This window comes from Streptomyces axinellae (assembly GCF_039532135.1).
Lineage (GTDB): Bacteria > Actinomycetota > Actinomycetes > Streptomycetales > Streptomycetaceae > Streptomyces > Streptomyces axinellae.
Map to the genome: position 1 here is coordinate 1 of NZ_BAAARJ010000076.1, position 845 is coordinate 845.

1 protein-coding gene is annotated in these 845 nt (G+C 66.5%); it reads left to right on the top strand.

Features of this window, described 5'->3' with window-relative positions; genetic code table 11:
• Positions 1-47 precede the first annotated feature (47 nt).
• Positions 48-845 (top strand): IS5 family transposase gene (locus ABD339_RS33515; RefSeq protein WP_344570944.1). Its coding sequence is split into 2 segments (ribosomal slippage), with 799 coding nucleotides annotated over them: positions 48-387 and positions 387-845; the frame shifts between segments, so codons are not numbered across the junction. This gene is flagged as partial in the annotation.

Sequence of the window (845 nt, forward strand, 5' to 3'; positions counted from 1 at the left end):
TAAGACGTCATCTCATTTGGCTCGGTAGGCTTTCGGTTGTGGTCTCGATCGTTGAGCGGCTGGTGCCGGATGAGTTGTGGGAACTGTTCCAGCGGGTGGTCCCGGAGGCTCCGTCGAGACCGCAAGGCGGCGGCCGGCGTCGGCACGGTGACCGTGAGGTACTGGCTGCAATCGTGTTCGTGGCCACGTCGGGCTGCACGTGGCAGCAGCTGCCGTCCGCGTCGTTCGGCCCGTCGGGGGCGACGGCTCACCGGCGCTTTGCCGAGTGGACGAAGGCCAGGGTGTGGGCCAAGCTTCACCGTCTGATCCTCGACGAGCTCGGCGCCCGCGGCGAGCTCGACTGGTCCCGCTGTGCGATCGACTCGGTGAACATGCGGGCCCTGAAAAGGGGGATCTGACAGGTCCGAATCCTGTTGACCGGGGCAAGTACGGCTCGAAGATCCATCTGATCACCGAGCGGACCGGTCTGCCCCTGTCCGCCGGAATCTCGGGAGCGAACCTCCACGACAGCCAGGCGCTGATCCCGCTCGTGAAGGGCATACCACCCATCCGCTCCAGGCGCGGGCGCCGGCGACGCAGACCGGCAAAGCTCCACGGCGACAAGGGATACGACTACGACCACCTGCGGCGATGGTTACGTGGCCGCGGCATCAGGCACCGCATTGCACGCAAGGGCATCGAGTCCTCGACCCGTCTGGGCCGCCACCGCTGGACCGTAGAGCGCACGATGTCCTGGCTCACCGGATGCCGCCGCCTGCACCGCCGCTACGAGCGCAAAGCCGAGCACTTCCTGGCCTTCACCAGCATCGCCTGCACCCTCATCTGCTACCGCAGACTCGCCAAAT